The organism is Amycolatopsis sp. NPDC104775 (genome assembly GCF_055583325.1).
The window spans coordinates 26150-49727 of record NZ_JBVJOE010000018.1; the positions used below are offsets into that span (position 1 = coordinate 26150).

Sequence of the window (23578 nt, forward strand, 5' to 3'; positions counted from 1 at the left end):
GCACGGGGGACGCGCACGGCAGCGGTGCCGGAACAGTCCGCACCCGGAGGGAAGGGGGCCGGGCGCGGACTGGGCCTCAGGCGTTCGCCGGGACGGGCTGAGCGGGTTCGGCCGGTTTGTCGTCGAGCAGGGTCGCTTCGTCGAACGGCGCCTGGCCGGCGAACACCTGCCGCGAGCGGTCGCGGTCGAATTCCTTCATCCACGATCCGATGAGGACGGTCGCGACCGCGTTGCCGGCGAAGTTCGTCAGCGCCCGCGCCTCGGACATGAACCGGTCGATGCCGAGGATGAACCCGACGCCGTCGACGAGTTCCGGCCGGTGCGACTGCAGGCCGCTGGCCAGCGTCGCGATGCCGGCGCCGCTGACGCCCGCCGCGCCCTTCGACGCGATGATCATGAACAGCAGCAACGTGATCTGCTCGCCGAGCGCGAGCGGCTGGTCCTGCGCGGTGGCGATGAACAGCGTCGCCATCGTCAGGTAGATCGCGGTGCCGTCGAGGTTGAACGAGTAGCCGGTGGGCACCGTGATGCCGACGACCGGCTTGCTCACGCCGAGGTGCTCCATCTTCGCGATCAGCCGCGGCAGCGCGGATTCCGAAGAGGACGTCGACAGGATCAGCAGGAATTCGCGGCCGAGGTAGCGCAGCAGGCTGAAGATGTTGACCCGCGCGCCGAGCCACAGCACCGCGCCGAGCACGCCGAACACGAACACCAGGCAGGTCAGGTAGAAGCCGAGCATGATCACCAGCAGGCTGCGCAGCGCGCCCCAGCCGGTCGCGCCGACCACCGCGGCGATCGCGCCGAACGCGCCCACCGGGGCGGCCCACATGATCATCGACAGGATGCGGAACACGAGCCGCTGGATGTGCTCGATGCCGCGCAGGATCGGCTCGCCGCGCTTGCCGAGCTTCTGCAGCGCGAACCCGGCCAGCAGCGCCACGAGCAGCGTCTGCAGCACCTGGCCTTCGGTGAACGCGGACACGAACGTCTTCGGGATGATGCCGAGCAGGAAGTCGACCCCGCCCTCGCCCTTGGCCTGCTGGTGCACCTTCGACACGTCGGCCGGGTTGAGGTGCAGGCCGCTGCCCGGGTGCAGCAGGTTGCCGACGACGAGCCCGATCGCGAGCGCGAACGTCGACATCACGATGAAGTACACCAGCGCGGTGACGCCGACCTTGCCGACCTTCGCCGCCTTCGCGACCGAGCCGATGCCCAGCACGATGGTGCAGAAGATGATCGGCGAGATCATCATCTTGATCAGGTTGACGAAGCCGGTGCCCAGCGGGGCGAGGCTCTTGCCGACGGACGGCCAGAGCAGCCCGACCGCGACGCCCAGCACTACTGCGGCGATCACGGCCAGGTAAAGATAACGCGTGCGGTCGCGCTTGGGCGCGGCCGTTTCGGGGGTCGGTGTCGGCACCGTTGCCTCCAGCTCGGTGGGGGGAACGCGGGTCACTATGCGGGGCGTTATGACCGGCGTCACCGTTGTGTTCATTGAGTTCGCGGCGGAACAGTCCGGTGTGGACTTCGCCGGACGCCCTGGCCGGAGTGCTGCCGGACCCGCGCGTGTGCTGGTATGAGCGGGTGCCCCCGACACCTCGGATCCGGACGAGCCGCTGGAGCCTGGCCCGTCAGCTGCTGGTGCTGCAGCTGGCGATCCTGCTCGTGCTGGTCTCCGGCGGGATCACTATCGCCTATCTCGACGCCCGGCGCACGACGACCGACCGGGCCGGGGAGCAGTCGCTCGCGGTGGCCCGGTCGATCGCCGACGCGCCGGACGTCGCGCGGGCGGCCGTCGCCGCGGACCCGACCGCGACGCTGCAGCCGTACGCGCAGCGGGTGCTCGCGGACACGCGCGTGGACTTCGTGACGATCATGTCGCCGCGAGGAATCCGTTACACCCACCCGAATCCGGCGTTGATCGGCCAGCGGTTCCTCGGGCACATCGAAGCCGCGCAGCGGGGCGGCGTGGTGTCGGAGACCTACACCGGTTCGCTCGGTCCGTCGGTGCGCGTGGTGGTGCCGGTGTTCGATGCGAGCCACCGCGTGGTCGCACTGGTCGCGGTCGGAATCACGATCGCGGCGATCTCGGCCGAGCTGCAGGAGCGCGTGTGGCCGTTGCTCGGCGTCGCGGCGGCGGTACTGCTGGTGGGCGCCTGCGGGGGCTGGTTGGTGAGCGCGCGGTTGAAACGGCAGACGCGCGGGATCGCCCCGGCTGAGCTGAGCAATCTGTTCGAATATCACGAAGCTGTGCTGCATTCGGTTCGCGAGGGCGTGCTGCTGGTCGACCGCGACGGCCGGGTGGGGCTGTGCAACGACGGCGCCCGCACGCTGCTCGGGCTGAGCGGCGATCCGGTCGGGCAGTCGCTCGCGGACCTGGGGTTGTCGCCCGAGCTGGCGGCGGCGTTCACCGCGCCGGAAAACCGCACCGAGGAACTGCATCTGACGGATTCGCGGGTGCTGGTCGTGAGCACGACGCTCGTCAGCTCTGGCGGTCGGGCGCAGGGCACCGTCGTGATTCTGCGCGACCACACCGAACTCCAGACGCTCACCGGCGAGCTGACCACCGCGCGCAGCCTCGCCGAAGCGTTGCGGTCGCAGGCGCACGAGGCCGCGAACCGGCTGCACACAGTCGTGTCGCTGGTGGAGCTGGGCCGCCCCGAGGACGCCGTGGAGTTCGCGACCGCGGAACTCGCGCTGGCGCAGGAACTCACCGACCGCGTGATGAGCGCGGTCGCCGAACCAGTGCTGGCCGCGTTGCTGCTCGGCAAGGCCGCGGAGGCGAGCGAACGCGGCGTGGAGCTGACCATCACGCCGGACACGATGATCGACGACCTCGGCCCCGGCGTGGCCGGACGGGATCTGGTGACGATCCTCGGCAACCTGATCGACAACGGGATCGACGCGGTGGTAAGGGAATCCGTCGCGCGCCCGGCGGTCGTGGTCACCGCACGGTCCGAAGAGGACGGTCTGCTGCTGCGCGTCGCGGACAACGGCCCCGGGGTGCCGGAGGAAGCGGTGGGGGAGATGTTCCGCCGGGGCTGGTCGACGAAGGCCGGCGACGAGCACGGTCTCGGGCTGGCCTTGGTCGTGCAGGCGGTCCGGCGCTACGGCGGCACCATCGACGTCGGACGCGACGGCGGCGCGGTGTTCACCGTACGGTTGCCGAGGCAGGAGGTGCCGGCGTGATCCGGGTGCTGGTGGTGGAGGACGAGCCGGTAGCGGCCGAGGCGCACCGGCTGTACGTCGAGCGGCTGCCGGGATTCGCCGTCGCCGGGGTGGTGCATTCCGGCGGCGAGGCGCTGCGGTTCTGCGAACGCGAACCGGTGGACCTGGTCCTGCTGGATTTCTACCTTCCGGATACGCACGGCCTCGCGGTGTGCCGGTCGCTCCGCGCGGCCGGGCTCCCGATCGACGTCATCGCGGTGACGTCCGCGCGCGATCTCGCGCTGGTCAAGGCAGCGGTCTCGGTCGGGGTCGTGCAATACCTGCTGAAACCGTTCACATTCGCCTCGCTGCGGGACAAGCTGGAGCGCTACGCGTCGTTCCGCGAAGCGTCCGGCGAGGTCACCGGGCAGGCGGAGATCGATCGCGCGCTCGGTGCTCTGCGCACCACCGAGGCCGCGCCGCTGCCGAAAGGCATGAGCGCGGAGACGCTGGACGCGATCACCGACGCGCTCGCCGGGGCCGGCGAAGGACTGTCCGCCGGTGGCGCGGCCAGCGCGATCGGGGCGTCTCGGGTCACTGCGCGGCGGTACCTGGAGTACTTGGCGGACAACGGATTGGCGCAGCGCGAGCCGCGATACGGGCAGGTCGGGCGGCCGGAGGTGTGGTACCGGCTGAAGCCTGGCTGACCGAACCCTGACCCGACCCGTCAGCGCTTCGTGCGCCCGCGGTAAGCGGACACCCCGAAAGTGTGGACATCGAAGTTCACACCACTCAGGGGAGCAAGAGATGACGCAGAAGATCGCTCTGGTCACCGGCGGCGGCAAGGGCATCGGCCGGGCCATCGCGACGCGGTTGGCGCACGACGGCGCGCTGGTCGCGGTGCACTACGGCAGCGACGAGGCTGCGGTCAAGGAGACTGTCGCGGCGATTGAGGCAAACGGCGGCCAGGCGTTCGCGGTGCAGGCGACGCTCGGCGTCGATGGGGACGCGGCGACACTGGTCGACCGTCTCGCAGCGGAGTTGCGCGAACGCACCGGCGAAGTCGCGCTCGACATCCTGGTCAACAACGCGGCCACCGGTGCCGGTTCGATCACGACGGCGACGCCGGAAGACTTCGACCGGGTGTTCGCGGTGAACGTGAAGGCGCCGTTCTTCTTGGTGCAGAAGCTGTTGCCGGTGCTGCGAGACGGCGGCCGGATCGTCAACATCTCGTCCGCGGACACGCGGATCGCGCTGCCGTTCGAGCTGGCCTACAGCATGACGAAGGGCGCGCTCGACGTGTTCACCCGCAGCCTGGCGCAGGAACTCGGCCAGCGGGGGATCACGGTGAACGGCGTCGCCCCCGGCCCGACGCCGACCGACCGTACCGCGCACATGTTCGCCGACGAACGGATGCGCGCGGGAACGGCGGGTGCGTCCGCGCTCCGGCGGATCGCCGAACCGGCCGACATCGCGGACGTGGTCGCGTTTCTGGCTTCGGCGGACTCGCGGTGGGTCACCGGGCAGGTCGTCGACGCGACCGGCGGGACCTTCCTGGGGCCGGGTGTCGGCTAGTTGAGGGCTTGCGCGACATAGGTCATACTTGGCCGATGCGCGTAACCCACGCCCTGGTGCAGCTGGCCGCCGCGCTCATGGCCGCCCCCGAGGACCGGCACTGGGGCTACCGGCTGTCGCGGGCTTCCGGGGTCCGCTCCGGCGCGATGTACCCCCGGCTGACCCAGATGCTCGCCGAGGGCTGGCTGGAAGACGGGTGGGAATCGGTCGAGGAGGCCGGCGGCAGGCCGCCTCGCCGGTACTACACGCTGACCGGGAAAGGGAAGGCCGAGCTGGGCGCACTGCTCGAACGGGCGGCCGCCGACGAGAGGTTCCGCGGCGTCCGGCTGGGGTGGGCCTGATGGACGAGCTGGCCGGGCACGTCGCGACCTGGGGCGCCGGCACGCTCGTCCTGACCGCCCTGGTCTTCGGGTTCTTCCCGGTCTTCGCGGTGAACCTGCTGGCCAGGGTCTATCCGAAGGGGCATCCGCGGCGGGCGGAGCTGGTCGCCGAACTGCACGACGTGCCGCGGCGCGAACGGCTGATCTGGGTCGCCGAGCAGGTCGCCACGGTCTTGTTCGACGGCGTGCCGGAGCGGGTGCGGGCCCGTCGGCAGCAGCAGCGCGACGCTTCCGCCGAACGGGAGTTCCAGGACCTGACGGCGCCCGAGCAGATGGAACGGCTGCGGATCCTGGTCGCGAGGCTCCGCAGTTTCGGCAGCGACGACCTCATGTCGGAGGAAATCGTCGGCATCACTGCCGGAAGGACGTGGTTCTCGGACGACGCCTCGGGATTCTCCGGGGAAATCGTCCAGGTCCACGTGCGAGCCCATCGACGGCCGGGCTTCGAGCCTTCGCCGGAGTGGCCGAAGATCGGGATGGTTCCCGCGCGATCGCCTGTCCGCGGAGCGTGCGCGGGGTCGTGGTACCGGCCCGCCTACAGCCCCCGGCTGCTGCACCGCGCTCCGCGTCCGGCCGCATTCGTGAAGCCGGGCGGCTCTGCCTGAAACAGAGCCGCCCGGGAATCAGCGGGGCCGACCCGGCGCGTCCGGCCGGGCCTGCCACGGATGCGGCCCGTCGAGCGGCCGGTATTCCACGCCGAGCGCGTCCAGCCGCGGCAGGTGGTGGTCTCGCAGCCGGGGCAGGAATTCGGCGTAATCGCGCGGACCGCTGCTCCACGCGACCTCGGCGAATGCCGACAGCCGCGGGAAAGCCGCGTAATCCGTCCGCCGCACGGTGTCCAGGTGCTCGGACCACAGCTGCGCCTGGACTCCGCGCACCTGCGGCCCGGACTCGGGCTCGAAACCGTAGAAATGTTCGAGATCCTGCAGATAGCCGACCGGGATCGGTTCGTCCGGGTGATCGCTTTGCCGGTGGTCGAGGTACACGCCGTCCTCGGGGCAGAGCACCACTTCGTGCCCGCCCTTCACCGCCAGCGAAGCCCGTTCGCGGTCCTGCCACACGCCGATCACCATCGCGGGCAGGTCGCCGCCGTCGAGGACCTCGTCCCAGCCCATCGGCGTGCGGCCGCGGGCGACGAGGTGGTCGGCGATCGCCCGGACGAACCGGTGGTGCGCCTCGGTGACGCCGGGCACCTCGTCGCCGCCGAGTGCGATCACCGGAGAGGGGAAGATGTCCAGCACGTGGTCGAACACCGCGCGGAAGAAGTCCAAAGTGGACTCAGATGGGTTCAGCAGCGACGTGCTGATGCCCCAGGAAGTCCAGACCTCCCAAGGAGTGTCGGTGACCGGGCCGAGTTCCGGGTACGCGGTGATGGCGGCTCGCGCGTGGCCGGGAATGTCCACTTCGGGCACCACGGTGACCGATCGGGCGGCGGCGTAGGCGACGATCTCGCGCAGATCGTCCACAGTGTAGTAACCGCCGTGCGGACGGCCGTCGCGTTCCGGGCCGTCGTGCCTGCCGACCATCGAGGATTTCCGCCAGCCGCCGACGGACGTGAGCCGGGGGAATTCCGGCGTTTCGATCCGCCAGCCCTGGTCGTCGGTGAGGTGCAGGTTCAGCACGTTCAGCTTGTGCGCGGCCAGCAGGTCGACGAACCGCAGCACCTCGGCCTTCGTCCGGAAATGCCGGGACACGTCGTAAAGACAGCCGCGCCAGGCGAAGCGCGGATGATCGGTGATCGTCCCGCACGGCAATTCGACTGGTCCATTGTGGATCGAAGCCGCCCGGAACGCGTCCGGACCGGCCAGTTGGCGCAGGGTTTGCCTGCCGTAGAACTCGCCCGCGGCGTCGGCCGCTTCGAGCGTGACGCCGTCCGGCGCGATCGTGAGCCGGTAGCCCTCGGCAGGAAGATCCGCAGTCCGCACTTCGACCGGGGCGGGCCACGGGCAGGTGCCGGGCGCCGCTTCCGCGGAGACCGGGCGGGGGAGGAGGGTGTCGAAACCGGACATGGTCATCCCTTCACGGCCCCGGCCGTCCCGCCGACGAGCCTCCGCTGCACTAGCACGAAAAACACCAGCACCGGAATCGTCATCAGGGTGGACGAGGCCATCACGGCGCCCCAGTCGGTGTCCTCCGGCTTGAAGAACACCAGGATCGCCTGCGGCAGAGTCTGGTTCTCGGTCTTGGAGATGATGAACGTCTTGGCGAACAGGAAGTCGTTCCACGCGTGGATGAACGCGAGCACGCTCACCGCCACGAGCCCGGGCGCGACGAGCGGGAACAGGATCTGCCAGGTGAACCGCATCCGCGACGCACCGTCCAAAGTGGCCGCTTCCTCCAGTTCGGCGGGCACCGCGGCGACGAATCCGCGCAGCATCCAGATCGCGAACGGCAGGCTGAACGCGAGGTGCACCAGCACGAGCGAGCCCAGTTCGTTGAGCCCGAACGCCGGAACCGTGCCGCCGACCGAGCGCATCAGGAAGAACAGCGGGATGGTCAGTGCTTCCACCGGCACCATCTGCGCCACCAGCAGCATCACCAGCAGCACCCCGCGGCCGCGGAACCGGAAGCGCGTGAGCGCCACCGCGGAAAGGAACGACAGCAGCAAGGACAGCACCACCACGACAACCGCGACCATGAGGCTGTTGAGGAAATACCGGCCGAACCCGGAAACCGTAAGCACGCGCTGGAAACTGTCCAGTGACGGCGCGAACGTCCACGGTTTCGGATGCGCCGACTGGATTTCCCCGGCCGGTTTGAACGCCGAGAGCACCATCCAGTACAGCGGGAACGCGACGATCCCGGCGATCACCACGGTGACGATTTCGGCCACGAGCCGCGCGGGGCGGCGGATCTTCACAGCCATGCGGCACTCCGGCGCTGGGACCGGACGTACAGCCCGGTGATCGACAGCAGCAGCAAGGTCATCACGACCCCGATCGCCGAGCCGAGCCCGTACTCCTGCCCGGCGAACGCCTGCTGGTAGGCGTAGACGTTCAGGATCAGGTTCCGCCCGGCGATGCCGCCGCCGTTGGTCATCACGTAGATCTGGGTGAACACCTTGAAGTCCCAGATGATCGACTGCACGGTCGCGATGGTCAGCAGCGGCCGGACCGCGGGCAGGACCACCGACCACGAGGTGCGCCAGACCGACGCGCCGTCGAGCGCCGCGGCCTCCAGCGTCTCCTTCGGCACCCCGCTGATCCCGGCGTACATGGTCACCATCACGAACGGGAACGAGCACCAGATCACCTCGGCGGCGACCAGCCCGAACGTGCCGAAGGTGCCGAACGTCCAGGAATGGTGCTCCATCCCGCTGAACCCGATGCCCGAGAGCACCTCGTTGACCAGGCCGAAATCGGTGTCGAAGAGGAACAGCCAGACGTACGAGCCGGCGATCGCCGGGGTCGCCCACGCGCCCAGCGCCGCCAGGAACAGCAGCGTGCGCGGGAACGAGCGGACCCGGCTCGCCAGCACCGCCAGAGCGGTGCCGACGACCAGGCTGCCGATGACGCAGGCGGCGGCGAAGCCGACCGTCTTGCCGAGCACCGTCCAGAACTGGACGTCGGCGAGCAGGCTGACGTAGTTGTCGAGGCCGAGGAACACCAGCGGGGCCGCGCCCGCCGCCTGCGGCTGGCCGTAGTCGTACAGCGAGATGACGACCAGCTGATAGATCGGGTACACCAGCAGCGCGCCGAGAAGAATCCCGGCGGGCAGCAGGTACAGAAGGGCTGCGCGGCCGTCGCGGCGGACGGTCGCGGAACGCACTGCGGCCACCGGTCAGCCGAAGTTCTTGTTCATCGCCGCGGCGGCGTCGGCCAGCGCGGCGTTGGCGTCCTTGCCGCCGGTGGCGATCTGCTGCACGGCGGTGGGCAGGACGTTCTGGCTGTCGATCTTGGACCACGCCGGGGTGCTCGGGACGAATTTCGTGCCCGCGGCGAGGGTGTCCACAAAGGCCTTGAGCGTCGGGTCGCTGGCGGCGAGCTTCTTCTGCACCGACGCGAGGGTGGGCAGGTTGCCCATCGCCGCGTACATCTTCTCCTGGTACTTGATTCCGGCCAGCAGTTCGGCGAACTGCACCGCGAGACCGTGGCGCTGGCTCGCGCCGAACACGCCGAGCAGGTTGCCGCCGGCGAACGCGGGGGCGATCGAATTCGGGGTGGCTCCGGGCAGCGGCATGATCGCGTACTTGCCCTTGACCGCGCCCTTTTCGACGGCCTTGCGGTTGAAGTCGCCGCCGATCACCATTCCGGCCTTGCCACCGGCGAACGCGGTGACGCTCTGCGTGCCGGTGAGGTTGGCGCACGCGGCGGGCGGGCAGATGTCGTCCTTGATCAGGTTCGCGTACGCGGTGACGCCCGCCTTGGACTGCGGCGAGTCCACAGTGGACGTCCACTTGCCATTGTCCTGTTTGGCCAGTTCGCCGCCGTTGGCCCAGAGGAACGGCAGCATCGCGTAGGTGTACTTGCCGCCGGTGGCGATGCCGTACAGATCCGGCTTCTTCGCTCGGATCTGCCGCGCGGTTTCCGTCAGTTCGGCCAGTGTCGTCGGCGGCTTGAGGCCGAGTTCGGCGAAGACGTCGGTGCGGTAGTACAACGCGCGAATGCCGGTGTACCACGGAATGCCGTAGATCTTGCCGTCTGCCTTCGCGGTGTCCAAGACGGACGGGAGCAGGTCTTTGCCGTCGGACCAGTTCGAGATGTCCTTGGTGAGATCGGACAGCGCGCCGGTCCGCGCGTAGCTGGCGACGTCGGTGTTGCCGAACTCGGCGACGTCGGGGGCATTGGACGGGTCGTTGAACGCGCCGGAGAACTTGTCCGCGCGGCCTTCGACCGGAACCCATTGCACGTCGACTTTCACCCCGGCGTGCTGGGCCTCGAACTCGGTGATCGCTTCCTTGACCGCGGCCTCCTTCGGCGCGCGGTTCGCTTCGTCGAACAGCCAGACCCGGAGGGTGCCGTCGGTCTGGTTCCCGCCGGAGGCGGCCGGGCCGGATTGAGTGGGCGCGCACGCGGCGAGCAACGCCAGCGTGGCGACAGCGGGCAGGACAGAGCGCAGCTTCATCGGTGACTCCTGTCGCGGGGACCGGTCGGAGACCGGAAAAGACGGGGCTGTGCGGCGTGACAGCCCCGGTTTTTCTCAGACGAAGAAGACGGAGTTGACGTTCGGGACGGCCAGGGAACCCGCGGGCTTGCCCGGCAGACCGGTGGCCGGGTCGCGCGGCAGCCAGGCGACGGCGCCGGAGCGCTGGTTGGAGACGTAGAACCACTTCTCGTCCGGGTCCAGCGCGAGGTGCCGCGGCCAGATGCCGCCGGACGGCACTGAGGACGCCAGGGTGAGCCCGGCTCCGCCGTCGGACACGGTGAAGGTGGCGATGGTGTTGGGGCCGCGCACGGTGGCGTAGACGAACTTCCCGTCGCGCGACACGGTGATCTCGCCCGGGAACAGCTCGCCGGTGCTGCCCGGCGGAACCGCGGGCACCACGGCGATCGGCTTGAACGCGCCGCTCGCGGAATCCCAGCTGGCGACGGTGATCTCCGGCCGCAGTTCCTGCGCCACGTAAGCGAATTTTCCGTTCGGGTGGAACGCGAGGTGCCGCGGCCCGGCACCGGCCGGAAGGGTGATCTGCTTGTGCGGCTTCAGCTTTCCCTTGCCGGTGTCGAACGCGTAGACGTACACCGAGTCGGTGCCGAGGTCGACCGCGAGCACCCACTTGCCGGACGGATCGGTGACCACCTGGTGCGCGTGCGGCTCTTTGCCTTGGTGCTGCTGCAGATCGGTGGCCGCGCCGAGCTTGCCGCCGGACTTGATCGGCAGCACCACGACGCTGCCGGAGTCGTAATTGGCGGCCAGCACGTACTTCTGGCTCGGGTGCACCGAAAGGTGCGTGGGCGAGCCGCCCTGCGAGGACGTCGACCCGAGCAGCTTCGGCCGGGTCGGGTCGGAGATGTCCAGCGCGGACACCGTGCCGGTCTCCGCGCCCTCGTTTTCGTTGGTGACGTACAGGATCCGGCCGTCGCGCGTGCGATCGAACCAGGAGACGTCGGTCAGCTTTCCCACGGTGCGCACCGGCGTGAGCGCGGGGCTTCCCGCCGCTCGCTGGGTGACATCCAGCCCGTGGCCCGCTGGCGAGGAGTTGGTGTAGCTGCCGACGTACACCGTCGTGGCCGCGCGCTGCCGGGGCGCTGCCGCGGCGAGCTGTGCGCCCGCCACGGCGGCGGCTCCGGCCGCGCCGACTGCTCCGACGAACGTGCGGCGGGAAATCTCGGTCATCGAATACCCCCGGAACGTGTGCCGATGTGGTTCAGACCAATGCCATCACCAATGCTGCCACACCGAAACCGCTCAGGGAAAGGATTGTTTCCAAAGCGGTCCAGGTTTTCAGCGTCTGGGTCACGGTGAGCCCGAAGTAGCGCGAAACGATCCAGAATCCGCCGTCGTTCACGTGCGAGGCGATGATCGACCCGGCCGAGATCGCGACCACCAGAAGAGCCAATTGTGCTTGCGAATAATGCAGTTCCAGCACCGTGGGCGCGACGATCCCGCTCGTGGTCACGATCGCGACGGTCGCGGAACCCTGGGCGATGCGCATGCCGCAGCTGATGATGTAGGCCGCCAGCAGCACCGGAAGCCCGGCGTCGCCGAGAGAACCGGCCACTGCCTTGCCGATCCCGGTAGCGGAGAGAACCGCGCCGAAGAACGAACCCGCGCCGACCACGAGAAGGATCATCGCGACCGGGCGCAGCGCGTTCGCCGAAAGCTGGGCCAGATCCGCGCCGCTCATCCCGCGCCGGCGGCCGAGCAGCCAGGACGCGAGCAAGGTCGCGATGGTCAGCGCGATGGCCGGGGTGCCGAGGAACGCCGCGACACCCGCTCCGGTGGACCCCTTGGGCAGCAGGATGCTGCCGAACGTGCCGACGAGGATCAGCACCAGCGGCACCGCGATGATCCCGCTGACCAGCTTGAGCGACGGCGCGGGGCCTTCCTGCTCGCCGTCTTCCCCGGCGAGCTTCGCGAAGTCCTCGGCCAGCGGTAGGTCGACGCGTTTGCCGATCCAGGTCGAGTACAGGATGCCGCCGATGAACCAGGCCGGGATGCCGCAGACCGCGCCCATCAGGATCAGCCAGCCGAGGTCGACGTGCAGCAGCCCGGCCGCGGCGACCGGTCCCGGGTGCGGCGGGATGAAGGCGTGCGTGATGGAAAGCCCGGCCAGCAACGGCATCGCGTACAGCACGATCGAGCGGCCGCCCTGTTTCGCCGCGGCGTAAACCAGCGGTGCGAGCACGAAAATGCCGATGTCGAAGAACACCGGGATGCCGAAGATGAGCCCGGAAAGACCCATCGCGAGCGGAGCGCGTTTCTCGCCGAAAGTCCGCAGCAAAGCCGAGGTGAGCACGCGCGCGCCGCCGGATTTCTCCAGGATCGAGCCGAGCAGCGTGCCCAGGCCGATGATCGCGGCGATATGCCCGAGAATGCTGCCGAAGCCCTTCTCCAGCAGCGAATCCGACGTTTTCTGCGCGGTGCCGACGAGAGTGCCGACCGGCACGCCCGCGGCCAGCGCGGTGAGCAGGCCGACCACGATCAAGGCGATGAACGGTTCGACCTTCACCTTGATGATGAGGAAAAGCAGCACCGCGATGGACACCGCGGCCAGGGTGAGCAGACCGGCCGTGCTGGTCTGCAGCCAGTGAATCATCGTCGACTCCGGGGATGGCGAAGGGAATGCCCGGCGAGCGCGCCGGTGGGGGACCCGTCTTCGAGGGCGGCGACGCCGTTGACGAAGACGTAGGGGAGGCCCGCGGCGGGCTGCCGCGGATTGTCGAACGTCGCGGTGTCGGCGACCGTGTCCGGGTCGAAGAGCACCAGGTCGGCCGCATAACCGGGGCGGACAAGGCCCCGGTCGGACAGCCCCAGCCGCCGTGCCGCGCGCCCGGTGAGGTGCGCGACGCAGTCGGCCAGTTCGAGAACGCCCAGTTCGCGGACGTAACGGGCGAGATACCGCGGGAAGGTTCCCCACGCGCGGGGATGCGGCCGTGCGCCGACGAGCAGGCCATCCGAGCCGCCGGTGTGCGTGCGGTGCCGCATGATGGCCTGCACGTTTTCCTCGTGCCCCACGTGCATGAGGCAGGACGTGCCGAGCTTTTCGCCGATCAGCGTGTCGAAATACAGGTCGGCCGGAGCTTTCCCGTTTTTGCGGGCGGACGCGAGGACACTGTGCCCCACCAAGTCGGCGTTTTCCGCAAGGCGCACGCCGTTGATCTCGATGGCGTCCCAGTCGATCGGCACGCCGTGCGCACCGTCCGAACCGGACTCTTCGATCTCCGCCCGGATCCGTTCGCGAGTGTCCGGATCGGACAGTCGCACGAGGGTCGGTTCCAGCCCGCCTTCGGTGGCCCAGCTCGGCAGCAGGGCGGAAAGGTAGGTCGCACCAGGCAGATACGGGTAAGTGTCGAGGGTGATGTCGCAGCCCTCGTCGAGCGCGTCGTCCAGCAGCCGCAACAGATCCGGGGCTTTGCCCTTGTTGACGGAGAAGTTCATCGTCGCGTGCGCGAGATGCAGCGGACAGCCGGAGCGACGGGAGACGTCGACCATCTCCGCGAACGCCTCCAGCGCGCCCGCGCCGTAGCTGCGATGGTGCGGGCTGTAGTAGCCGCCGCGTTCGCCGACCACGCGGCACAGCTCGACCAGTTCCTCGGTGGTCGCGTACATCCCGGGCGTGTAGGTCAGCCCGGACGACAGGCCGAACGCGCCTTCTTCCAAGCCGGTCGCGACTAGTTCCTGCATCCGGGCCAGCTCGGCGTCCGTGGCGGGCCGGTCTTCCCAGCCCACCACGAGCATCCGGACCGTGCCCTGCGGGACCAGGTACGCGGCGTTCGTCGCGATGCCCTGGTCGAGGCGGTCGAGGTAGTCGCCGACCGAGCGCCAGTTCCAGTCGAAGCCCGCCGGGTCGTCGTTCCATCCGGCGAGCTGCTGGCGCAGGTTCGCGAGCACCTCGTCGTTCACCGGCGCGTAGGACAGGCCGTCCTGCCCCAGCACCTCGGTGGTCACGCCCTGGCTGATTTTCGCCAGATGCTCCGGATTGGCGAGCAGTTGCAGGTCGGAATGCGAGTGCATGTCGATGAAACCGGGGGAGACGACCAGCCCGGTCGCGTCGAGCACGCGCGGAGCGGTCAGCTCGCCCGGCGCGGCGACGTCGGCGATGCGGTCGCCGGTGATGCCGACGTCGCGGATTTCCAGCGGGGCCCCGGTTCCGTCGGCGACGCGGGCGCCGCGGATCACCAGATCCATCAGAACCACGTCCGCACGAAATCGATCACCGTCTCGCCGTCGCTGTCCACGACCGGCAGCAACGACCACTTGTCGAACGTCGTGCACGGATGCGAAAGGCCGAGTCGAATCCAGTCACCGACCTCGACCGGCGATCCCTCCGGCAATTCGAGGAACGCGTGCTGGTCGTTCAGCTTCGGGACGCGGTGCCCGGTCAGTTCGGTGACCACGCCGTTCTTGCGCAGCAGTTGCGGTTCCGGCATGCCTTCGTCGTACGGCAGGTCACGCTTGCCCGCGGTGAGCAGCGCCAGCTCCGGCGTCGGCTTCGACGTGACCTGCGCCCACGCGTGCAGCGCGGGACGGAAGCCGTCGACGCCAGCGATGCGCGGGTGTTCGCCGAGCGGCGAGATTTCGCGGTAGAAACCGTCGTCGTGCGTCAGGTACGCGCCGCTGCGCAGGATCGGGACCACTTCGAGCCCGTCCGGCCACGGCTTGGTCAGTTCGTCCACGACGCGGTCGAAGTACGCGCTGCCGCCCGCAGTGACGTAGACCGGCCCGTCGGCGAGCAAACCCCTCTCCGCGAACGCAATCGCTGAGTCACGGAGACTGTCCACATAGGAACTGATCTTCGCCAGCGCCGCTTCGTCGGTGTGATGCGAAAGCGCGCCCTCGTACCCGCCAGTGCCCCGCAGCCGCAGCACTGGGCTCTTCGCCGCAGCCTCGGCCACGGCAAGCGCGGTCGCCGCGTCACGGACACCGGTGCGTCCGCCTTCACCACCCAGTTCGACCAGTACGTCGACCGGCCGTTCGGCGCCGGCGAGCGCTTCGGTCATCAGCTCGACGCTGCGCACCGAGTCGACCCAGCAGACGAACTCGAACTCCGGATCGGCCGCCAGCTCGCCGGCCAGCCAGCGCAGCGCGGACGGGTCCACGAGCTGGTTCGCCAGCAGGATCCGCGACACGCCGAACGCGCGGTAGATCCGCACGTGCCCGGCGTTCGCCGCGGTGATGCCCCACGAGCCGTGCTCCAGCTGCCGGGCGAACAGCTCCGGCGCCATCGTCGTCTTTCCGTGCGGCGCCAGTGCGATGCCCCGCTCGGCGCACCAGCGGGCCATGGTGGCGAGGTTGTGCTCCAGCGCGTCCGCGTCGATCACCACGAACGGACCGAAGAAGCCGTCGTCGAAGAGCTTCGCGCGGCGGGCCGCGGCTTCGTCGAGAGTGAGCCCGGACAGGGCCGGGGGGAGGGCGCGGAAGCGCCAGTCGATCCGTTCGCCGCGCCCGGCTCGGACGGCGGCGGTGAGAGCGGCGTTGCTGTTCATCTGGGACCTCGGTTGCGTATCTTGCAACGGACGTTGCGCAAAATGCGTTGCCTAGGTGTAGCATCCGGGTGGCCACAGGTCAACGGGGAAGGAACGTCAGTGACCAGCAGTCCGACAGCGTCGCCCGGAGTGCCTCCTGAAGTGCTCTGCATCGGCGAGTCGATGGCGTTGTTCGTGCCCGCCGAACCCGGCCCGCCGGACGAGGTGCGCACCTGGCTGCGCACCATCGGCGGAGCGGAGTCGAACGTCGCGTGCCACCTGCCCGCGCTCGGCGTGCGCAGCGGCTGGGTCAGCGCGGTCGGCGACGACCCGTTCGGCCGCGCGCTCGTCCGCGAGATCGCCTCGGCGGGGGTGGACGTGCGCGGAGTCGTGACCGACCCGGCCCGCCCGACCGGCCTGTACGTCAAGGAAAGCGGCGCGGGCGGCAGTCCGGTCCGCTACTACCGCTCGGGTTCCGCCGCGTCCGCGATGGGGCCGGAACTGGTGTCCCGGCTGGACTTCTCCGGGGTTCGCGTGCTGCACCTCTCCGGGATCACGCCCGCGCTTTCGGACAGCTGCCTCGCGCTCGTGCGCGCACTGCTCGACCGGCCGCGCGGCGACCTGCTCGTGTCGTTCGACGTCAACCACCGCCCCGCGTTGTGGACCGGGCGCGACCAGTCCGTGCTCGCCGAACTGGCCGGGAAGGCCGATCTGGTGCTGACCGGCGACGACGAGGCGGAACGCGTGTGGGGCACCGGCGACCCGGTGCGGTTGCGCGCTCTTCTGCCCGGGCCGCGCACGCTCGTGGTCAAGCACGGGGAGCGCGGCGCGACGCTCGTGGAAGGCACGGCCGAACCGCTGTTCTCTCCCGCCTTGCGGGTCGATGTCGTCGAGCCAGTCGGCGCCGGGGACGCTTTCGCCGCCGGATTCCTGGCCGCGACTCTGCGCGGAGCCGATCCGCTGACCAGGCTCCGGCGCGGCCACCTGCAAGCCGCGGCGACGCTGTTGACTCAAGACGACGTCGGCGTGCCGCTGGCCGAGGCCGTCGTGACGCAGCTGGTGCAGGCGGACGCCGACAGCTGGGGTTCGGTCCGGCTCACCGGAGAGGGAGTGGTGGCCACGTGAGCCAAAGCCTCGACCGCGCACTGACGCTGCTGAGCGGCCTCGCCCGCGGCGGCAAGACGCTCGACGAGCTGGCCGAAGAGATCGGCGTGCACAAGACGACGGTGTTGCGGCTGCTGCGCACCCTCGAAACGCACCACTTCGTGCGCCGCGAGGGCACCCGCCACTACCGGCTCGGCAGCGCGCTTTTCGACCTCGCCAACCAGGCATTGGAGGACCGCGACGTCCGGCGCAGCTCGCACGACGCGCTGGCCGCGCTGAACTCGCGCACCGGGCACACCGTGCACCTGGCGTCCTATGAGGACGGTGAGGTGGTGTACATCGACAAGTTCGAGGGACACCACGCGGTCCGGATGTACTCGCGGGTCGGCAAACGCGCGCCACTGCACTGCACCGCGGTCGGCAAGGTGCTCGTCGCGGCGATGCCGAGGGCGAAACGCGAGGAAATCGCCCGCTCGATCGACTACGTCGTGCTCACTGCCAATACGATCACCACGCCCGAGGCGTATCTGGCCGAACTGGACCAGGTCGCTGAGCGCGGGTACGCGGTGGACAACGCCGAGCACGAGGACTTCATCCACTGCGTTGCCGCGCCGGTGCGCGGCGCGGGCGGCGAGGTGCTCGCCGCCGCGTCGATGTCGGTGCCGAAGGTGCTGCTGGACTACGAAGGGCTGCTGGCGCTCGTTCCCGAGCTGCTGGCCGCCGCCGAGGAAGCTTCCGTCCACAGTGGATGGACGGGGAACGGAAAGGGGCAATGATGGGCAAGACGGCGATCACCAGCGAGAACGCGCCGAAGCCGCCGGCGAACTTCTCGCAGGCCGTCCGCAAGGGGAACATCCTGCAGATCGCCGGCTCGGTCGCGTTCGACCCGGCCACCGGCGAGATCGTCGGCGACAACGTGGCCAGCCAGACCCGGCAGGTGTTCAAGAACCTCACCGCGCTGCTCGAAGAAGCGGGCTCGAGCTTCGCGGACGCGGTGATGGTGCGCGTGTACCTCACCGACACCAGCCACTTCGCCGCGTTCAACGAGGTCTACAACGAGCTGATCGGCGAGGCTCCGCACGCGGCCCGCACCACGGTGTACGTCGGGCTGCCCGCCGGGCTCCTGGTCGAGATCGACGTGCTCGCCGTCCTGGACTGAGCCGCACGGGCGCCCGGCCGCGGCCGGGCGCCCGGTTCAGCCGAGCACGCTCGTGTACGCGTTGATCGCGGGCTGCCCGCCGAGATGCGCGTACAGCACGTTCGAATCCTTCGGGATTTCCCCGGTGCGCACGAGATCGATCAGCCCGGCCATCGATTTGCCCTCGTACACCGGGTCGGTGATCATGCCTTCCAGCCGCGCGGCAGCGTGGATCGCATCGAGCGTCCGCTTGTCCGGAATCCCGTAAACGCCCGCGTGATAACGCTCGTCGAGTTCTGTTTCCTCGACTGGTCCGGCCTCGATCAGTTCCGCAGTGCTCTTCGCGATCCGGCCGATCTGCTCGCGCGTCTCCCCGGGCTTCGCCGACGCGTCGATCCCCAGGAGCCGCCGCGGCTTTCCGCTCGCCGCCACTCCGGCCATCATCCCCGCCTGCGTGCTGCCGGTGACCGAACACACCACGACAGTGTCGAAGAAAACGCCGAGTTCGCGTTCCTGCTCTTCCAGCTCCAGCACCCAGTTCGCGAAACCGAGCCCGCCGAGCCGGTGATCCGACGCTCCGGCCGGGATCGCATACGGCGTGCCGCCGTTCTCTTCGACCTCTGCCAGCGCTCGCTCCCAGCTCTCCTTGAAGCCGATGCCGAACCCGGCGTCGACGAGCCGGACGTCCGCGCCGAGGATTCGCGACAGCTGGATGTTGCCGACCTTGTCGTGCAGCGGATCGTTCCAGTCGACCCAGCTTTCCTGCACCAGCACGGCTTTCATCCCGGCCCGCGCCGCCGCGGCCGCCACCTGCCGGGTGTGGTTCGACTGGACCCCGCCGATCGAGACGAGCGTGTCCGCGCCCTTGGCGAGCGCCTCGGCGACGAGGTACTCCAGTTTGCGTGTTTTGTTGCCGCCGTAGGCGAGGCCGGAGTTGAGGTCCTCGCGCTTGGCCCAGACGGCCGCGCCGCCGAGGTGCTCGGTCAGCCGCTCCAGCCGGTGCACCGGCGAAGGCCCGACGAGCAACGGGAAACGGGGGAAATCGGCCAGGCTCACGCGTCCTCCAGGAGAGCTTCGAGGTCGGTCCAAATCGTTGAGGTGAGCTGCGCGGCGGTCGTTTCGTCGCCGCTTTCCAGAGCGGCGATGAGTTCTTCGTGCCGGGTGACCGAACGGTGCGCGGGCAGTGAGCTGAACCGCGCGTATTCGAGACGGCGCAGCAACGGCGTGTACCGGTCGAGCGTCGCCGCGACCGCCCGGTTGCCGCACGCGCGCACGGGAATGTCGTGCAGTTCGTCGTCCGCCTCGATCGCCTTGCCGACTTCTCCCTCGGCCACCGCTTCGCGGAACCGCTCGTTGGCCTCCCGCATGTCCGCGATCTGCCGCGGCCCGAGCCGGGCTTCGCGCACGGCCAGCTCATGCAACGCCCGGACGAGCCGCACCGCGTCGCGCACGTCGTCGGCCACGAACTCGGCGACCCTCGTGTAACTCTGCGGCTTCGACACGACCAGCCGGTCCTCGGCCAGCCGCAGCAACGCCTGCCGGACCGGAGCGCGGGAAAGCCCGAGCTGCTCGGCGAGGTCGGCGTCGCGCAGGGGAGTGCCCGGCGGGAGGCTGCCGTCGATGATGGCGTGCCGGATGCGCTCGTACGCCTCGTCGCGCAGCAGCGGCCGGGAGACCTTGGGGAGTGCACTCACATCTAACATGTTAGATGCCGGGAAGCGGTGCGGGCAATGGTCCGGAATGACGGGACCCGGCTGGGGACAGGTTGGGATCCGGCCGGGACGGGTTTGAACCGGGGCTGTGTCGGGTCGTCAGCTGCGTGGGGTCGCGCCGCCCGCTGCGGTCACATGTTCGTGCCGTCCCGCTGTGGTCGGCATGTTCGTGCCGCGTTGCCTGCGGTCGGCGTGTGGGTGCGGTGCTGGATCCGGCGTGCTTGCGTCGGGTGGAGGCGTGCGGTGCCGCAGCCGCAGGGGCGCTCGGTCGCGCTGCTGCGACCTGCATGTTCCTGCGGCTTGGTTCGCGCTGCGGTCGGCGGAGCCGTTCGGCGTGGAGTCGCGTTGCGGTTGACCTGTTCGTGCGGCGCGGCGTCGTGTTGTCTTGGAGTCGGCACGTTCGCGTCGAGTGAGGCCGCGCTGCGGGGCGCGGGGTGTGAAGTCGCGGCTCTGCTGTCGTCGGATAGCCGCCCGGTGTAGTTCTGCGGCTCTGATGCCACCTCCGTGTTCGCCCGGCGTGGCCGTCGTGCTCCGGCATCGCGCCCTGCCCTTAGGCCGGAAACGGAGAAGACCCGCCCGGCGATGCCGTGAGGCGGGTCTTCGTGCGTCTCTTCCGCGAGCTTCCGGCTCAGTAAACCGGCCCGGTGTACTTCTCGCCCGGCCCCTGGCCCGGCGGGTCCGGCACGACCGACGCCTCGCGGAACGCCTTCTGCAGCGACTGCAAGCCGTCGCGCAGGGGACCGGCGTGCAGGCCGAGGTACTCCGCGGAGGCGGTCACGAGCCCGGCGAGGGCGGTGATGAGGCGGCGCGCCTCGTCGAGGTCGCGGTGCGGCGAGTTCTCCGGGTCGGCGTCGGCCAGGCCGAGGCGTTCGGCTCCCGCGGACAGCAGCATCACCGCGGCGCGGCTGATGACCTCGACGCTGGGGATCTCCTCGAGCCCGCGGTCGTCGGGGGAATACGGGGGCGGTGGGGATGGTTGTTCAGGCACGTCTGGTACCCTTCCATGTGCGACCAGCTCCCGAGCGATCGGGGGCGGCAAGTGGAGCCCCGCTCCCACCCGCGTCATCGCCTGAGATGTCCGGGTCCGGTCTCGCCGAAGTGGTGCACTGCCGTGCAGGCAGCGTACTGCGGAGGCGAAGCGTTCGGCTTTCCGGCCGGACGCGATCGGAGACAGAGCGGGCCCCGTGCACCGGCAGCAGCCGGAGGCGGGGCCTGAGTCATGTGGGCACCAGGTCGAAACGAGAAAACATCACTCGGACCAAGGAGGCCCCATCAGCTCCGAGACACGCATCAACGACCGCATCCGGGTGCCGGAGGTCCGGCTCGTCGGCCCCAACGGCGAGCAGGTCGGCATCGTCCGGATCGAGGATGCGCTGCGGCTTGCACAGGAGGCGGATCTCGACCTCGTCGAGGTGGCCCCGCAGGCCCGCCCGCCCGTGGCCAAGCTCATGGACTTCGGCAAGTTCAAGTACGAGAGCGCGCAGAAAGCCCGCGACTCCCGGCGCAACCAGCATCTGACCGTCATCAAGGAACAGAAGCTGCGGCCGAAGATCGACCAGCACGACTACGAGACCAAGAAGGGTCACGTGTCGCGGTTCCTGGCGGCGGGCAACAAGGTCAAGGTCACGATCATGTTCCGCGGTCGCGAGCAGTCCCGGCCGGAGCTCGGTTTCCGGCTCCTGCAGAAGCTCGCCGACGACGTCACCGAGCTCGGCTTCGTGGAATCGTCGCCGAAGCAGGACGGACGCAACATGATCATGGTGCTGGCCCCGCACAAGAACGTGAAGCCGAAGGCCGCCAAGGCCGAACCGGCTCCCGAGGCGTAGCGCGCCACGGCGCCGACCAGCACAGTCAGCGGCACACCGGGTTCTCCGGTGTGCCGCCGCACGGAAGAGGACGAACAACCATGCCGAAGATGAAGACGCACAAGGGCACGTCGAAGCGGGTCCGCATCACCGGTTCGGGCAAGCTGCGTCGCCAGAAGGCCGGCCGCCGCCACCTGATGGAGAAGAAGTCCAACCGCCTCACCCGCCGGCTCGAGGGCACCACCGACGTCGCCAAGAACGACGTCGGCCGCGTGAACCGCCTGCTCGGCCGCTGAGGCCCGCACCCTTTCCCGACCACCCCGGGGTCTTCGCCCCCTAATTCGACAGGATGGACCAGTGGCACGCGTCAAGCGGGCGGTCAACGCCCAGAAGAAGCGTCGCGCGACTCTCGAACTGGCCAGCGGTTACCGCGGCCAGCGTTCGCGGCTGTACCGCAAGGCCAAGGAGCAGACGCTCCACTCGCTCAACTACGCCTACCGCGACCGCCGCGCGCGCAAGGGTGACTTCCGCCAGCTGTGGATCACCCGCATCAACGCGGCCGCTCGCGCCAACGGCGTCACCTACAACCGGTTCATCCAGGGCCTGAAGGCCGCCGGTGTCGAGGTGGACCGCAAGATCCTCGCGGACCTCGCGGTCAACGACGCGGCCGCCTTCACCGCGCTCGCCGAGCTCGCCAAGGCGAACGTCACGACCGGCGAAGCGAAGTCGGCCTGACCAGCAGCGGCATTTCCCGGCCCGGGGCGGCTCCGTTCACCGAACGGACCCCCCGGGTCGTTGCCGCGCGCAAACTGACCCGGCGCGCGGAACGAGAAAAAACCGGCCGCTTCCTGGCCGAAGGGGTCAACGCGGTCACGTCGGCTCTGGCGCATGGCACGGTCGACGAACTCTTCGTGACCGAACGCGCCGCCACCGCACACCCCGATCTGGTCGCCGCCGCCCCCCGCGTGTCGTTGATCACCGACCGCGCGGCCGAGGGCTTGTCGGAAACCGTGACGCCGCAAGGAATCATCGCGGTCTGCTCGCTGGTCGACCGTCCACTGGAGACAGTCCTGGCCGCCGCCCGCTTGGTGGTGGTCCTGGTCGACGTCGCCGAACCCGGCAACGCGGGCACCGTGATCCGCGTAGCCGACGCCGCCGGTGCTGACGCGGTGATCCTGGCCGGCGATACCGTCGACCCGCACAACGGAAAGAGCGTCCGCGCCGCCGCGGGATCGACGTTCCACGTCCCGCTGGCCCGCGCCCGCGACATCCCTTCCGTCCTCACGGCGCTGCGCTCAGCTGGCCTCCGCACGCTCGCCGCGCACGGCTACGCCTCGACCTCGCTGGAGACTGTCCACTTTGGAGATCCCGTGGCGTGGATCTTCGGCAACGAGGCGCACGGCCTGCCCGAGGACGTCCTCTCTGCGGTCGACGAAGCGGTCCGGATCCCGTTGTACGGCAAGGCGGAAAGCCTCAACCTCGCCACTGCCGCCGCGGTCTGTGTCTATACCGCGGCGATGGCCGCGCACCGCTGACCGCGCGGGATTTCCGGCGCGTTCAGCGGATCGGCACCCGGTGTTTTTGACCGCCCGCCGCCTCTGTTCCCAGCGGCCGTGATCTCGCGATGCGGCGCGCTGCTGTGTCACGTTTCTGCCGTTCTGCTTCGGCCGCCGTGCCGCGATCCGCTCACCGGGTGCCTCGCCAGTTCCCGGTAGTTGCTGGCTGCCCGCGAGCAACCGGCCGGTGTGGCACCTCGCCATATCGCGAGTGGTTCCCGCACGGCTTCCCCGTCGTCGCGTTGCCAAGCACGGGCTGTTTCGTCACGCGAATGCCGCAGTGCGGGATGCCTTGCTGCCTCTCCGGTGGTTCCCGTGCGGCTTCCCTGTCGTCGCGTTGCCAAGCACGGGCTGTTTCGTCACGCGAATGCCGCAGTGCGGGATGCCTTGTTGTCTCTCCGGTGGTTCCCGTGCGGCTGCCTGTCGTCGCGTTGCCAAGCATGTGCTGTTTCGCCCTGGTGTGCCGCAGTGCCGAATGCCTTGTTGTCTCTCCGGCGGTGCCGTGCGGCTGCCTGTCGTCGCGTTGCCAAGCATGTGCTGTTTCGCCCTGGTGTGCCGCAGTGCCGAATGCCTTGTTGTCTCTCCGGCGGTGCCGC

General features: G+C 69.4%; 24 protein-coding genes. 12 read left to right on the forward strand and 12 right to left on the reverse strand.

Translation table 11 applies throughout. The annotated features are described in order from the left end of the window. Window positions 1-76 precede the first annotated feature (76 nt). Window positions 77-1420 (reverse strand): cation:dicarboxylate symporter family transporter, encoded by a 1344-nt coding sequence (locus ACZ63D_RS41150; RefSeq protein ID WP_465359753.1) that lies wholly within the window; start codon window positions 1418-1420, stop codon window positions 77-79. A 164-nt stretch (window positions 1421-1584) separates the two neighbouring features. Between ACZ63D_RS41150 and ACZ63D_RS41155 the strand changes: the two genes are divergently transcribed. The 5 genes from ACZ63D_RS41155 (at window position 1585) to ACZ63D_RS41175 (ending at window position 5707) form a co-directional block, all read left to right on the forward strand. Beyond that, window positions 1585-3189 carry a sensor histidine kinase gene (locus ACZ63D_RS41155; protein ID WP_465359787.1) on the forward strand — a complete coding sequence of 535 codons (1605 nt, stop codon included), beginning with the start codon at window positions 1585-1587 and terminating at the stop codon, window positions 3187-3189. Next, window positions 3186-3854, forward strand: coding sequence for a response regulator (locus ACZ63D_RS41160; protein ID WP_465359754.1), 669 nt, complete (start codon window positions 3186-3188; stop codon window positions 3852-3854). Before ACZ63D_RS41155 ends, ACZ63D_RS41160 begins: the two co-directional genes overlap by 4 nt. Window positions 3855-3954: 100 nt before the next feature. Then, window positions 3955-4722: an SDR family NAD(P)-dependent oxidoreductase gene (locus tag ACZ63D_RS41165; protein ID WP_465359755.1), complete on the forward strand. Its 768-nt coding sequence runs from the start codon at window positions 3955-3957 to the stop codon at window positions 4720-4722. Between the two features lie 35 nt (window positions 4723-4757). Further along, window positions 4758-5063, forward strand: coding sequence for a PadR family transcriptional regulator (locus ACZ63D_RS41170; protein ID WP_465359756.1), 306 nt, complete (start codon window positions 4758-4760; stop codon window positions 5061-5063). After that, window positions 5063-5707 (forward strand): hypothetical protein, encoded by a 645-nt coding sequence (locus ACZ63D_RS41175; protein WP_465359757.1) that lies wholly within the window; start codon window positions 5063-5065, stop codon window positions 5705-5707. The genes ACZ63D_RS41170 and ACZ63D_RS41175 overlap by 1 nt, the downstream gene beginning before the upstream one ends. 18 nt (window positions 5708-5725) lie before the next feature. Here the strand turns inward: ACZ63D_RS41175 and ACZ63D_RS41180 are convergent, their stop codons facing one another. The 8 genes from ACZ63D_RS41180 to ACZ63D_RS41215 form a co-directional block, all read right to left on the reverse strand. Continuing rightward, the gene (locus tag ACZ63D_RS41180; protein WP_465359758.1) at window positions 5726-7111 is read right to left on the reverse strand and encodes a beta-N-acetylhexosaminidase; all 1386 of its coding nucleotides are present in this window, start codon (window positions 7109-7111) and stop codon (window positions 5726-5728) included. Between the two features lie 2 nt (window positions 7112-7113). Further along, window positions 7114-7968: a carbohydrate ABC transporter permease gene (locus ACZ63D_RS41185; protein WP_465359759.1), complete on the reverse strand. Its 855-nt coding sequence runs from the start codon at window positions 7966-7968 to the stop codon at window positions 7114-7116. After that, window positions 7959-8879: a carbohydrate ABC transporter permease gene (locus ACZ63D_RS41190; RefSeq protein ID WP_465359760.1), complete on the reverse strand. Its 921-nt coding sequence runs from the start codon at window positions 8877-8879 to the stop codon at window positions 7959-7961. Before ACZ63D_RS41190 ends, ACZ63D_RS41185 begins: the two co-directional genes overlap by 10 nt. A 3-nt stretch (window positions 8880-8882) precedes the next feature. Next, window positions 8883-10166: an extracellular solute-binding protein gene (locus tag ACZ63D_RS41195; protein WP_465359761.1), complete on the reverse strand. Its 1284-nt coding sequence runs from the start codon at window positions 10164-10166 to the stop codon at window positions 8883-8885. Window positions 10167-10241: 75 nt separating this feature from the next. Then, complete coding sequence (locus ACZ63D_RS41200; protein ID WP_465359762.1) at window positions 10242-11375, reverse strand: lactonase family protein; 1134 nt, start codon at window positions 11373-11375, stop codon at window positions 10242-10244. Window positions 11376-11406: 31 nt separating this feature from the next. Further along, window positions 11407-12798: a GntP family permease gene (locus ACZ63D_RS41205; RefSeq protein WP_465359763.1), complete on the reverse strand. Its 1392-nt coding sequence runs from the start codon at window positions 12796-12798 to the stop codon at window positions 11407-11409. Continuing rightward, window positions 12795-14390, reverse strand: coding sequence for an N-acyl-D-amino-acid deacylase family protein (locus ACZ63D_RS41210; RefSeq protein ID WP_465359764.1), 1596 nt, complete (start codon window positions 14388-14390; stop codon window positions 12795-12797). The genes ACZ63D_RS41205 and ACZ63D_RS41210 overlap by 4 nt, the downstream gene beginning before the upstream one ends. Then, complete coding sequence (locus ACZ63D_RS41215) at window positions 14390-15688, reverse strand: amino acid deaminase (protein WP_465359765.1); 1299 nt, start codon at window positions 15686-15688, stop codon at window positions 14390-14392. The genes ACZ63D_RS41210 and ACZ63D_RS41215 overlap by 1 nt, the downstream gene beginning before the upstream one ends. A 162-nt stretch (window positions 15689-15850) precedes the next feature. On the opposite strand from ACZ63D_RS41215, the gene ACZ63D_RS41220 reads away from it, so the two are divergent. The 3 genes from ACZ63D_RS41220 to ACZ63D_RS41230 are packed head-to-tail and all read left to right on the forward strand — an operon-like array spanning window position 15851 to window position 17930. Beyond that, on the forward strand, window positions 15851-16792 hold the full coding sequence (locus ACZ63D_RS41220; RefSeq protein ID WP_465359788.1) for a sugar kinase: 942 nt from the start codon (window positions 15851-15853) through the stop codon (window positions 16790-16792). Further along, on the forward strand, window positions 16789-17547 hold the full coding sequence (locus ACZ63D_RS41225; protein ID WP_465359766.1) for an IclR family transcriptional regulator: 759 nt from the start codon (window positions 16789-16791) through the stop codon (window positions 17545-17547). Before ACZ63D_RS41220 ends, ACZ63D_RS41225 begins: the two co-directional genes overlap by 4 nt. Beyond that, window positions 17547-17930, forward strand: a complete 384-nt coding sequence (locus ACZ63D_RS41230; RefSeq protein WP_465359789.1) for a RidA family protein — start codon at window positions 17547-17549, stop codon at window positions 17928-17930. The genes ACZ63D_RS41225 and ACZ63D_RS41230 overlap by 1 nt, the downstream gene beginning before the upstream one ends. A 36-nt stretch (window positions 17931-17966) precedes the next feature. Here the strand turns inward: ACZ63D_RS41230 and ACZ63D_RS41235 are convergent, their stop codons facing one another. The 3 genes from ACZ63D_RS41235 to ACZ63D_RS41245 form a co-directional block, all read right to left on the reverse strand. Beyond that, window positions 17967-18965, reverse strand: a complete 999-nt coding sequence (locus tag ACZ63D_RS41235; RefSeq protein ID WP_465359767.1) for a 1-aminocyclopropane-1-carboxylate deaminase — start codon at window positions 18963-18965, stop codon at window positions 17967-17969. Then, window positions 18962-19603 carry a GntR family transcriptional regulator gene (locus tag ACZ63D_RS41240; protein WP_465359768.1) on the reverse strand — a complete coding sequence of 214 codons (642 nt, stop codon included), beginning with the start codon at window positions 19601-19603 and terminating at the stop codon, window positions 18962-18964. Before ACZ63D_RS41240 ends, ACZ63D_RS41235 begins: the two co-directional genes overlap by 4 nt. Window positions 19604-20249: 646 nt before the next feature. Continuing rightward, window positions 20250-20609 carry a DUF1844 domain-containing protein gene (locus ACZ63D_RS41245; protein ID WP_037818165.1) on the reverse strand — a complete coding sequence of 120 codons (360 nt, stop codon included), beginning with the start codon at window positions 20607-20609 and terminating at the stop codon, window positions 20250-20252. 283 nt (window positions 20610-20892) lie between these two features. Between ACZ63D_RS41245 and infC the strand changes: the two genes are divergently transcribed. The 4 genes from infC to ACZ63D_RS41265 all read left to right on the forward strand — a co-directional run bounded on the left by infC (window position 20893) and on the right by ACZ63D_RS41265 (window position 22961). Further along, the gene (gene infC / locus ACZ63D_RS41250; protein ID WP_078561145.1) at window positions 20893-21447 is read left to right on the forward strand and encodes a translation initiation factor IF-3; all 555 of its coding nucleotides are present in this window, start codon (window positions 20893-20895) and stop codon (window positions 21445-21447) included. Window positions 21448-21527: 80 nt separating this feature from the next. Beyond that, the gene (gene rpmI, locus ACZ63D_RS41255; protein WP_465359769.1) at window positions 21528-21722 is read left to right on the forward strand and encodes a 50S ribosomal protein L35; all 195 of its coding nucleotides are present in this window, start codon (window positions 21528-21530) and stop codon (window positions 21720-21722) included. 61 nt (window positions 21723-21783) lie between these two features. Then, window positions 21784-22161 (forward strand): 50S ribosomal protein L20, encoded by a 378-nt coding sequence (gene rplT, locus ACZ63D_RS41260; protein ID WP_009079612.1) that lies wholly within the window; start codon window positions 21784-21786, stop codon window positions 22159-22161. An 11-nt stretch (window positions 22162-22172) separates the two neighbouring features. After that, window positions 22173-22961, forward strand: a complete 789-nt coding sequence (locus ACZ63D_RS41265; protein ID WP_465359790.1) for a TrmH family RNA methyltransferase — start codon at window positions 22173-22175, stop codon at window positions 22959-22961. The last annotated feature ends 617 nt before the right edge of the window (window positions 22962-23578 follow it).

Excerpts from the sequence above, each read along its gene's own strand:
- rpmI (WP_465359769.1), top strand. The coding sequence starts at position 21,528 with ATGCCGAAGATGAAGACGCACAAGGGCACGTCGAAGCGGGTCCGCATC.
- ACZ63D_RS41230 (WP_465359789.1), top strand. The coding sequence starts at position 17,547 with ATGGGCAAGACGGCGATCACCAGCGAGAACGCGCCGAAGCCGCCGGCG.
- ACZ63D_RS41205 (WP_465359763.1), bottom strand. The coding sequence starts at position 12,798 with ATGATTCACTGGCTGCAGACCAGCACGGCCGGTCTGCTCACCCTGGCC.
- ACZ63D_RS41175 (WP_465359757.1), top strand. The coding sequence starts at position 5,063 with ATGGACGAGCTGGCCGGGCACGTCGCGACCTGGGGCGCCGGCACGCTC.
- ACZ63D_RS41210 (WP_465359764.1), bottom strand. The coding sequence starts at position 14,390 with ATGGATCTGGTGATCCGCGGCGCCCGCGTCGCCGACGGAACCGGGGCC.
- ACZ63D_RS41215 (WP_465359765.1), bottom strand. The coding sequence starts at position 15,688 with ATGAACAGCAACGCCGCTCTCACCGCCGCCGTCCGAGCCGGGCGCGGC.
- ACZ63D_RS41170 (WP_465359756.1), top strand. The coding sequence starts at position 4,758 with ATGCGCGTAACCCACGCCCTGGTGCAGCTGGCCGCCGCGCTCATGGCC.
- ACZ63D_RS41195 (WP_465359761.1), bottom strand. The coding sequence starts at position 10,166 with ATGAAGCTGCGCTCTGTCCTGCCCGCTGTCGCCACGCTGGCGTTGCTC.
- ACZ63D_RS41200 (WP_465359762.1), bottom strand. The coding sequence starts at position 11,375 with ATGACCGAGATTTCCCGCCGCACGTTCGTCGGAGCAGTCGGCGCGGCC.
- ACZ63D_RS41185 (WP_465359759.1), bottom strand. The coding sequence starts at position 7,968 with ATGGCTGTGAAGATCCGCCGCCCCGCGCGGCTCGTGGCCGAAATCGTC.
- ACZ63D_RS41165 (WP_465359755.1), top strand. The coding sequence starts at position 3,955 with ATGACGCAGAAGATCGCTCTGGTCACCGGCGGCGGCAAGGGCATCGGC.
- ACZ63D_RS41180 (WP_465359758.1), bottom strand. The coding sequence starts at position 7,111 with ATGTCCGGTTTCGACACCCTCCTCCCCCGCCCGGTCTCCGCGGAAGCG.
- ACZ63D_RS41220 (WP_465359788.1), top strand. The coding sequence starts at position 15,851 with ATGGCGTTGTTCGTGCCCGCCGAACCCGGCCCGCCGGACGAGGTGCGC.